This is a genomic window from Candidatus Synechococcus spongiarum (assembly GCF_900047545.1).
GTDB classification, from domain to species: domain Bacteria; phylum Cyanobacteriota; class Cyanobacteriia; order PCC-6307; family Cyanobiaceae; genus Synechococcus_B; species Synechococcus_B spongiarum_C.
The window spans coordinates 1-9,700 of the sequence record NZ_FITM01000081.1 but is presented as its reverse complement, the minus strand read 5'-3'; the positions used below and the strand labels follow the sequence as shown (position 1 = coordinate 9,700).

Annotated in this window: 7 protein-coding genes, 1 tRNA gene and 1 pseudogene; 6 read left to right on the top strand and 3 right to left on the bottom strand. The window is 62.7% G+C overall.

Going from position 1 to position 9,700, the window contains the following annotated elements:
- Positions 1-117: 117 nt before the first annotated feature.
- Both FLM9_RS03255 and mnmA read right to left on the bottom strand, forming a co-directional pair.
- Positions 118-191: transfer RNA gene (locus tag FLM9_RS03255), tRNA-Pro, on the bottom strand.
- A 23-nt stretch (positions 192-214) separates the two neighbouring features.
- A complete protein-coding gene (gene mnmA / locus FLM9_RS03250; RefSeq protein ID WP_257242985.1) occupies positions 215-1,378 on the bottom strand; it encodes a tRNA 2-thiouridine(34) synthase MnmA in 1,164 nt (387 codons plus the stop codon).
- A gap of 55 nt (positions 1,379-1,433) precedes the next feature.
- Here mnmA and FLM9_RS03245 point away from each other — a divergent pair, with 55 nt between their 5' ends.
- The 3 genes from FLM9_RS03245 (at position 1,434) to FLM9_RS03235 (ending at position 5,238) form a co-directional block, all read left to right on the top strand.
- Entirely contained in the window at positions 1,434-3,038 is a 1,605-nt protein-coding gene (locus FLM9_RS03245; protein ID WP_074457238.1) for a bifunctional ADP-dependent NAD(P)H-hydrate dehydratase/NAD(P)H-hydrate epimerase, read from the top strand.
- 138 nt (positions 3,039-3,176) lie between these two features.
- Positions 3,177-4,109 (top strand): sigma-70 family RNA polymerase sigma factor, encoded by a 933-nt coding sequence (locus FLM9_RS03240; RefSeq protein ID WP_074457240.1) that lies wholly within the window; start codon positions 3,177-3,179, stop codon positions 4,107-4,109.
- A gap of 79 nt (positions 4,110-4,188) precedes the next feature.
- Positions 4,189-5,238 (top strand): helix-turn-helix domain-containing protein, encoded by a 1,050-nt coding sequence (locus FLM9_RS03235; protein WP_074457237.1) that lies wholly within the window; start codon positions 4,189-4,191, stop codon positions 5,236-5,238.
- 11 nt (positions 5,239-5,249) lie between these two features.
- Here the strand turns inward: FLM9_RS03235 and FLM9_RS03230 are convergent, their stop codons facing one another.
- A complete protein-coding gene (locus FLM9_RS03230; protein ID WP_074457236.1) occupies positions 5,250-6,884 on the bottom strand; it encodes a Ppx/GppA phosphatase family protein in 1,635 nt (544 codons plus the stop codon).
- Between the two features lie 155 nt (positions 6,885-7,039).
- Here FLM9_RS03230 and FLM9_RS03225 point away from each other — a divergent pair, with 155 nt between their 5' ends.
- The 3 genes and pseudogenes from FLM9_RS03225 to FLM9_RS08840 form a co-directional block, all read left to right on the top strand.
- Positions 7,040-7,906, top strand: coding sequence for a 4-hydroxybenzoate polyprenyltransferase (locus tag FLM9_RS03225; RefSeq protein WP_102135464.1), 867 nt, complete (start codon positions 7,040-7,042; stop codon positions 7,904-7,906).
- A gap of 50 nt (positions 7,907-7,956) precedes the next feature.
- On the top strand, positions 7,957-9,177 hold the full coding sequence (locus FLM9_RS03220) for a 1-deoxy-D-xylulose-5-phosphate reductoisomerase (protein WP_074457235.1): 1,221 nt from the start codon (positions 7,957-7,959) through the stop codon (positions 9,175-9,177).
- Between the two features lie 24 nt (positions 9,178-9,201).
- Positions 9,202-9,327: pseudogene (locus tag FLM9_RS08840) on the top strand (hypothetical protein); the annotation flags it as partial.
- Positions 9,328-9,700: the final 373 nt, after the last annotated feature.

Here is a 9,700-nt window from a genome sequence, read left to right as displayed (position 1 = left end):
GGGAGCTTGCACGTCTTCCACCAGATAACGGCGGGTCCGACAGCGGACCACGGCATCCGGCTTGAGCTTGACATGGGGGTTGGCTGGTGATCGTGGTCATCCCTTGTGTGGACAGAATCGGGGCGACAGGATTTGAACCTGCGACATCTTGCTCCCAAAGCAAGCGCGCTACCAAGCTGCGCTACGCCCCGATCAATCCATCACGGTTCTCAGCTTAGTCCATTGCACGGGTGATGAGCCCGCCCCCCAGTAGCACATCTTCCGCATAAAACACTGCCGCTTGGCCGGGGGTAATGGAAAACTGGGGCGTCTCGAACACCAGCCTGGCCTGGGTGGCGCCGTTGGGAACGAGTTGGGCGGTGACAGGTTCGCTGCGGTAGCGCACCTGCACCTGCACCTCCATGGGCGCCACCGCTGGCGGGATGGACACCCAGTTGATGGCGGCCACGGTGCAATCCCTGTCCATGGCCTCGCTGCGGGGCGCCACCACCACACGGTTCATGGCTCCATCCAACCGCACCACGTGGAGGGGCTCAGGCCACGCCACCCCCAGACCACGGCGCTGGCCAATGGTGAAGTGCTGCACACCACCGTGGGAGCCCACCACGGTGCCGTCCCTCAGCACGATCTTCCCGGGCCGGGGCGGCAAGTGGGTTTCCAGAAAAGCCGCCATGGAGCCGTGGTGCTCCACCAGGCAGAGGTCCTGGCTTTCCGGCTTGGCGGCGGTGCGCAGGCCATGACGGTGGGCTTCAGCGCGGGTTTCCGCCTTCCTCAGCTCTCCCAGGGGGAACACCAGCTGCTCCAACTGCTCCTGGAGCAGGTCATAGAGGAAATAGCTTTGATCCTTCTGGCGATCCCGCCCCCGTAGCAGTTCCATGCGGCCACTGCCAGGGTGACGGCGCAGGCGGGCATAGTGACCGGTGGCCAGGCGTGTGATGCCCATTTCCCGCTCCGCCCACTGCAGCAGCATGGCCATCTTCACGTGGCGGTTACAGCGGGAGCAGGGGAGGGGGGTCATGCCCTGGCCATAACCCTCCACCAGAACATCCACCACCTCCTGTTGGAAGGTCTGGCGAGCATCCAAGATGTGATGGGGCACCCCCAGTTGTTCGCAGATGCCGGCCGCATCCACCAGCCCGTCGGAGCAGCAGGCTCCGCGCCCCTTCATGAGCCAGAGGGTCACGCCGGTGACGGTCCATTGGGCTTCGTGCAGCAGGGCAGCGGTGAGAGAACTGTCCACACCACCGGACAGCCCCACGGCAACACGGTGCTCCCCAGGCCATTGCCGCAACAACTCCAGGGTGCGGCGGCCCCCTTCGGTGGCGGCAGGGTTTCTGGTTACTGGGGTGGGGGGGGTGAACCCCATGGTCCTGGTCATGGCTGGGGCTGGGGAAACCTATCCCATGATGGTCTGATTCTGGCGTTGGTCGCCCATGGATCACTGGCCTGCCCATCATTGGCCCGCCCAATGGCCAGCTGCGGATGCCGCCCACCTGTTGGTGTATCCCCGGCAGCTGCAGGCTGTTGAGCAGGCCATGTTCAATGCGGGCATGCCCCAGGCTGCCCTGATGGAAAAGGCGGCCCTGGCCATCAGCCGCCGGGTGCAGGAGTTGTTGGGCACTGCTGATGCGGGCTGGGGGCGCAACCGGGCCGTGGTGGTCCTGATCGGGCCTGGCCACAACGGCGGGGACGGGGCCGTGGTGGCCAGGGAACTGCACGTGGCGGGCTGGGAGGTGACGGTTTGGAGCCCGTTTGCCCGCCACAAGCCCCTCACTGCCGACCATCTCCAGTACCTGGAGAAGTTGGGTGTGCCCCGCTTGTCGGAGGCGCCCACCCCGGGCCAGGGCCAGTTATGGATTGATTCCCTGTTCGGCCTGGGTCAGTCCCGACCTTTGCCTGGGCCAATAGCGGACTTGGCCCGCGAAGCGCGGTTGGCTGGTCAGTGCATCTGGGCCGTGGACGTGCCCAGCGGCCTGGACGACCGCCATGGTCAACCGCTGGGGGCTTGTTTCCATAGCCGGCGCACCTTTTGTCTAGGCCTCTACAAACGGGGCCTGGTGCAGGCCACAGCCTTGGCCGTGGTGGGCCAACTGGAGCGTGTGGACTTTGGCATACCCAACTGGGCCCTGGACCTGGTTCGGGAGCAGGGTCCCCTCCCGTGCGGCCTGACCACAGGGGATCGCGCCACGGCGCCATGGCCCGTGCCGCCGTCTGCCGCGGATAAGTACGGCCGGGGCAGGCTCTTGCTACTGGCCGGCAGCCAACGCTATCCAGGCGCCGCCGTGCTGGCTGCGGCAGGGGCCGATGCCAGCGGTGCCGGCGCCGTCACCATCTGCATGGCGCCGGAGGTGGCGCGGCGGGTGAGTGACCGCTATCCCCACGTGCTGAATGGCACGGCGGATCTGTCCCCACCGCTGCAATCTGGGCCGCTGGTGTGGCGCCAACTCCCTGAGCTGGGTCGCCATGACGCCGTTCTGCTGGGGCCGGGCATGGATGTTGCCCCCTTTGTGGCCCACGCCTGGGAGCCCCTGCAGAAGTTTACCGGACTGCTGGTGCTGGATGCCGATGGGCTGAACCGGCTGGCCGCCACGCCGGAAGGTGAGGCGGTGGCATGGCTGCGGGGGCGCCGTGGACCCACCTGGATCACCCCCCACATCCGGGAATTTGACCGCCTCTTCCCCACCTACTGCCATGGGGACCGTCTGGAGCGGGCCGCGGCTGCCGCCCGGGCGGCCGGAATTACGGTATTGCTCAAGGGTCCACGCACAGCCGTTGCCGCTGCGGATGGGCGCTGTTGGCAGTTGTTGGAGGGGGTTCCCACCGCAGCCAGGGCCGGCTTGGGGGACGTGCTGGCGGGCTTTGCCGCTGGCCGAGGCGCCATGGCCGCTGCTGCCGGACAACTGGATCATGGCCAATTGGCGAGGGCAGCCCTGGACCATGTACACGCTGCCCGGCAACTGGTGCGAGAGGGTTGGACCCATCCCTCTCCCCCAATGGTGGCTGAGCGCCTTCGCCACCAGGGCCCACAGAAGGGATAAATTAAAAATTCCCCTGACTTAGCCACATATGTGTGCGTTTCCACGCATCAACCTGAAGCATTAAGGAAAGCGCAGTAAAAATTGTGATTAATCAAGGAAGATTTTCGTCAGTAATTCCGTGTGTCCGTGGTGTCCTCCATGGTGTCGTCCGCTTCAATTGAGAATCGGCCCAAGCGACAGGCTGGTTCCGATTCCATCAGTTGGTATCTTTCTTCCATTGGACGCATCCCTCTGCTGAGTCCAGCTGAAGAAATCGAGTTGGGCAATCGGGTGCAGAAGATGGTAACGCTGCAGGCACTGTGCCAGGAGCGAGAGTTGAGTTGCCAGGAACGGCGGTATCTCCGCATTGGCCAACGGGCCAAGCAGCGGATGATGAAGGCCAATTTGCGCTTGGTGGTGAGCATCGCGAAGAAGTATCAGGGCAAGGGCATGGACCTGCTTGACCTGATCCAGGAAGGCTCTCTGGGTCTGGAGCGAGCCGTGGAGAAATTTGACCCCACCCGTGGCTACAAGTTTTCCACCTACGCCTTCTGGTGGATTCGCCAAAGCATGACCCGGTCCATCGCCTGCCAGTCCCGCACCATCCGCCTGCCCCTCTACCTGGGAGAACGACTCTCTGCCATCAGTAAGGTCACCACGGATCTGGCGCAGAAGCACGGTGCCATGCCCAGCCGGTCCGAGGTGGCGCTTGCTCTCAAAATGTCGGTGGAGGAAGTGGACAGCCTCATGCGCCAAGCCCTTACCACCTCCAGCCTGGATACCCCCATGGGCAGTGAAGAGGACCGGGGCCAGCTCACGGACTTGGTGGCCGACCTCACCACGGCGCAACCCCTGGAACTGGTGGAGCAACGTCTTCACTACGAGGAACTGGGCCGCTGCCTGGAAACATTGAGCGAGCAGGAGCGCAAGGTGCTCAAGTTGCGCTTTGGTCTGGACGGCAAGCGGCGGTACACCTTGGCTGACACCGGGCGCATGCTGGAGGTTTCCCGTGAACGGGTGCGGCAGGTGGAGATCAAGGCTCTGCGCAAGCTTCGCTGCCTCACCCGCGGCAAGATTCCCGCCAAGGATTGAAAGAAAGAAAGACGGTCGAGGGTCAGTCAGTGAGCACTGACCCGGCTACCATGATGGCTCTGGTTACAGCCTGTTGACCATGCGGTTCCCGGAAGGTTTTGAGTTGAAGACCTACGGCCAGCAGTTACTGGCTGGCCGTCAGACGAAGGGATGGTCCCAGAAGCAACTGTCTAAAAAGTTATTTCTACCAACCCACTTCATCCGTGCGCTGGAGGCTGGTGAGCACGGCATGCTCCCGGAGATCCCCTACGTCATCAGCATGTACCGCAAGGTGGCCATGGCGGTGGACGTGGACCCCGAGCCCATGATCCAGGCCTGCAAGGCCTTTCAGGAGCGAGAAAGACAGCCGCAAGCCCACCAGTCGCAACCCTGGGCCGGAGATCCTGTCCAGGGGCACGACTCCTCCCCCCCTAAATCTCGAAGGCAGAGCCGTGAGCCGCCCAAGCCTAAGGTGATGGCAGCTCCACAACAAAAGAGACGCGCCGACAGAGATCAGGGCGCAGGTAAAAGCGACGGAGTCATGATTCTGGTGGGTTGTGGCATGGGCTTGGCCCTTGTTGGTGCGGTGCTGTTTAACAATGAACTTTGGCTCGCCATACGCTCAAGGCTGGTCACCCCCGATACCGAGGTAGAAGAGGTGGAAACAGGAACAGAGACACAGGATCAGGCTTCGGATACCCTTGCAATCCAGCGGCAGCCCATCCCTGACATCCCTGACATCCCTGATACACTACTGGTGTCTCCGGATGGACTTCTTGAAGAACCGGAGTCGGAACCGGAGCAATTGGAGTCGGGGACTGTGCGATTCCTCTTCATGGCCGACGTGGACGATGACCGCTCCAGTTGGATTCGTATCGAAAACGCCTTTGGGGCTCTCCTGTTCGAGAGCATTCCCGAGCCCTTCACCAGTGTGGATTTGCCCGCCACGGCTGGTGTGCGTGTTCGTGTGGGCCGTCCCGGCCTGGTGCGCTGGCAGCAACCGGGACAACCTCCTCAACCCTTGCTCCAGCCCCAGGCGGACGGTTGGATCGAGCTGATACCCGGCCCCGTTTCCGACCAGGTGGCCCCTACCCCGCTGGAAGCCGCTCCCCCTCTGGATCCTGCTGCGCCTGCACCAGAAGCGCCCTAGTCATCCCTGAATCAGCCTGACGCAGCCGTGACCAGGGCCTTCAACACGTCCACACGGAGGGTGCGGCCAAGAGTGGGCTCAATCTCGGCGCGACAGTTATCCAGGCTCCAACATTCCAGACTCACGTTGGTGCCAGGGAAGGGTGTGAGTTGAATGGTCATGGTTTTGGCTGTGAGCACCACGTCCAGGCGCTCAACGACAGTCTGGGGACGGCAATCCAGGGCCACCGCAATGCGCAGCAGTGGACTCAACTGCTGGACACAACGCTGCTGGCTGGCATCCTGCAGGGAGAGCCAGGCTTCATGCCGTTTCTTGGGCGGACTGCGACGGTGATACCGCACCAGGGCCGCCAGGATCAGGTGTTCCGCCTCGGAATATCCCAGGAGGGTGCAGTGGCGCACCAGGTACCAACTGTGCTTGTGGTACCCCCCCACGCTGCTGATGTGCCTGCCGCAGGCATGGAGCATGGCAGCGCCCCACAGCAATTCTCGCGCCTCGGTTGCTACGGGATCCAGATCAGGGCGGCAGGCGTCAAAAAGGATGAGGGCATGACGGGCTACCCGTTCGGCCCGCTCACGGTCCACGCCGTACTTATGGGCCTGGTGAAGGATGGTGCGCCGACGAACGTCACTCTGGTAGCTGAAACGGTCCACAATCAAGTTGTGGCGCAGCATCCAGTTGACAATCAGCCCTTCCCGCAGGGCCCGCTTGCAGAGCACCATCTCCTGGACGTTCAGCAGTTCCATGGCGGTTTCCAGGATCAGCCCACCCGTCACGATGATGTCGGCGCGCCGTTCACTCAGACCGGGCAATTGGCGCCGCTGCCCCGCATCCAGATTCACCAGTTCCTTCATCAACTCCTGCACGTGGCCGCGGCCAAAGCGCAGGCCGTTGAGGTTCTGGGCGGTTGTGCCGAGGCGGAGGGCCAACAGGCGGCCAACGGCCATGGCGGTGCCACTGGTGCAGACCAGCACGGGTGACTCGCCCACCGCAAGGCGTTGCTGCACCTTGACCACGGCGGGCTCCAGCATCCCCTGGATGAAGGTCTTGAGGAACTGAACCCGTTCGGCTGTTGACGGGCCATGGACGCCAAAATCCTGGGCCAGCCGCACGGCCCCCACCCGCAAGCTGCTGAGGGATCGGGTGTCATGGTGATCGGCAAGAATCAACTCTGTGGATCCCCCGCCAATGTCCAGAATCAGGTGGGGCGCACCGGCAAAGTCCATGGCCGAGAGCACGCCCAGGTAAATCAGTCGCGCTTCTTCCCGTCCATCCACTAGATCCACCTGGAGGCCCAACTTCCGCTCCACCATGGCCAGAAAGTCCCGCCCGTTACCCGCTTCCCGCACTGCGCTGGTGGCCACAGCGATCACAGCGTGGACCCCATGGCTCTCCGCCAGTTGCCGGTAATGGTTCAAGGCCAACACGGCCCGCTCCAGGGCTTCAGCGGTGAGGTTCCCCGTCTCCGGATCCCGCTCTCCCAGACGAACGGAGGTTTTCTCCGTGATCAACAAGGAAAAGCTGCGCAACTGCTGGTTCACCACCGCCAGCACCATGTGGATGGAGTTGGTGCCAATATCAATGGCTGCAACCCGCACCTCCTGGGGCGCCGGTGGCGCTGCCTTCAATGTTCCGTTGCTAGCCATGGTCTGTCAGGGTGGCTCCTGGACTGGGCTGAGGATTTGATTCTCTCACCCTCAGCGCCGCGCAGGTCCATAGAGTGGATCCCGAGTTCCGCGTCCACGGGGTGGCAGCGGTGGTTGGTCTGCCTATGAAGCCTGCTCCTACCACGGCCAATCCCATGACAAGTGTCATGGCCCTGCTGCGCTGGGATAAGCCCAGTGGCCGCTTGATTCTCCTCATTCCCGCCGGCTGGGCCATGTGGCTGGCCGCGCCCCAACCGCCGCCGCTGCTGGTGCTCCAGATTCTGGTGGGGGGCCTTGGGATCAGTGGGGCGGGCTGCATTGTCAACGATCTCTGGGATCACTCCATTGACCGCCAGGTGCAGCGCACCCGTCAGCGTCCCCTGGCCAGTGGCGCTCTGGGGGGCCCGGTGGCGGTGGTGCTGTTGCTGGTCCTGCTCACGCTTAGCCTGGCTGTAGCCCTGACGCTTCCCCATCAGACGCTCTGCCTGGCGCTGGCAGTTCTGGCGCTGGCGCCCATCCTGCTCTACCCGGGTGCCAAGCGGGTGTTCCCCTATCCTCAACTGGTCCTGGCCTGCACGTGGGGATTTGCGGTGCTGATTCCCTGGGCTGCTGTGCGGGGAACACTGACGGGCAGCCTGGTGCCCTGGCTCGCCTGGCTGGCCACGGTGTTGTGGAGCTTCGGGTTTGACACGGTCTACGCCATGGCGGATCAAGCAGATGACCGTCGCCTTGGCATCCACAGCAGTGTCCGCAGCCTGGGGTCCTGGGTGGTGCCGGTGGTGGGCTGTTGCTACGGTCTCACCATAGCATGCTTGGGTGTAGCGGCAGCCATGGCGGGGGTACGGGCCTGGTGGTGGCTGTTCTGGCTGGTGGCAGCGTGGGGGATGAGGCGTGAAGTGGTGGTGCTGTGGCGGCGCCGCAATCCCCCAGCCCGTTTCTATGGCCTGCGCTTTGCCGCTCAGGTGAAATTGGGCAGCCTCCTGCTTCTGGGCTTGGTGGCGGGCCGGGCCGGACTGGCCTAGCCGGTGGTGTCCACTGAGGTGGGACACTAAGGAGGTAGTGAGCCTGGCCCATGTCCACCAAGTCCGTGAGTGTTCTGGGCTCAACGGGGTCCATCGGCACCCAGACCCTGCAAATTGCGGCGGAATTCCCCGAACAGTTCAGGATAGTGGCCTTGAGTGCCGGCCGCAACCTGGAGTTGCTGGAGCAGCAGGTGCGCCAGCACCGCCCCCAGGCCGTGGCCCTGGCAGCCGCGGAATTTTTGCCCAGCCTGCGGCAACACCTCAGTGATCTGCACCCGCAACCGGAGTTGCTGGCAGGGGCCGAGGGGGTGGCGGCAGTGGCAGCCTGGCCCACCGCCCAGCTTGTGGTGACCGGCATTGTGGGCTGTGCAGGACTCCTGCCCACTCTGGCGGCCATTGAAGCCGGCAAGGACGTGGCCCTGGCCAACAAGGAAACCCTCATTGCGGCGGGACCGGTGGTGCTGCCTGCCCTGCAGCGCAGCGGCAGCCGCCTCCTGCCGGCGGATTCCGAACACTCCGCCATCTTTCAATGTCTACAGGGCACCCCCCAGCCCCATCACGCCCAACTGTCCACCGGGGTGCCCACGCCAGGGCTGCGGCGGATTCTTTTGACCGCCTCTGGGGGTGCCTTCCGTGACTGGGAGGCGGAGGCGTTGCAGAAGGTGACCGTGGCCGATGCCGTCCAGCATCCCAACTGGTCCATGGGCCGCAAGATCACGGTGGACTCCGCCACCTTGATGAACAAAGGGCTGGAGGTGATCGAGGCCCATTATCTATTCGGCCTGGGGTTTGACCATATCGAGATCGTGATCCACCCTCAAAGTATCATCCATTCCCTGGTGGAGCTGGCGGACAGTTCCGTCCTGGCCCAATTGGGATGGCCGGACATGCGCCTCCCCCTCCTCTATGCCCTGAGCTGGCCCCAACGGTTGCCCACCCCCTGGCACCGTCTGGATCTGGCGGCTATCGGTCAACTGGATTTCCAGTCGCCGGATGCCCAAAAATATCCCTGCATGGATCTGGCCTATGCCGCTGGCCGGCAAGGAGGCACCATGCCTGCCGTCCTGAACGCCGCCAACGAACAGGCCGTGGCCCTGTTCCTGGAGGAGCGCATCCATTTTCTGGACATTCCCCGCCTCATTGAACAGGCCTGTGACCAGCACCGTCCAGATTGGCACGGGGCACCGGATCTGGAGTTGGTGTTGCAGGTGGATGGCTGGGCACGGCAGAAGGTGAGGGAGTTACAGGGGCAGGCGGTGGTGATGGGGTGAGGTTGTGTTTTTAAAGGCAACTCGGCCAGCGGCATCAACATCCCAGATCTCGATGTGGACATCAAGGCCACAAGCATCCGGCAGCCCCAATCTTCTTGCCCATTTAAATGGGGCTTATATACATTAGGTTCTCAACCTGTCCACCAGTGAAGTCTTAAGGGTCTCAACTTAGACACCCTGTTGAGGGAATTGGATACCCCCATCCAGTGGTGACACGGCCGCAGCGACGCTGAGCGTCTCAACTTAGACACCCTGTTGAGGGAATTGGATACTGTGGATACGATGCTGAGCATGGTAGCTGGGATCGTGGGTAAGAGATTTACGTATATGAAGTTGATAGGTTGTTGATGGGAAACTATCAGCTTATGCTCTCGAATAGACTCATTGTTCAGGGCGCATTTATCCTCTTTCTTATGATTTTACAATAATCTGGATTTAACTCATACATTATGCAATATCTATTGGGCACCTCGAAAAAAGGGAAGGTAGGGGTTAAAGAAGAAAAAGTTGTTATAGCGATAAG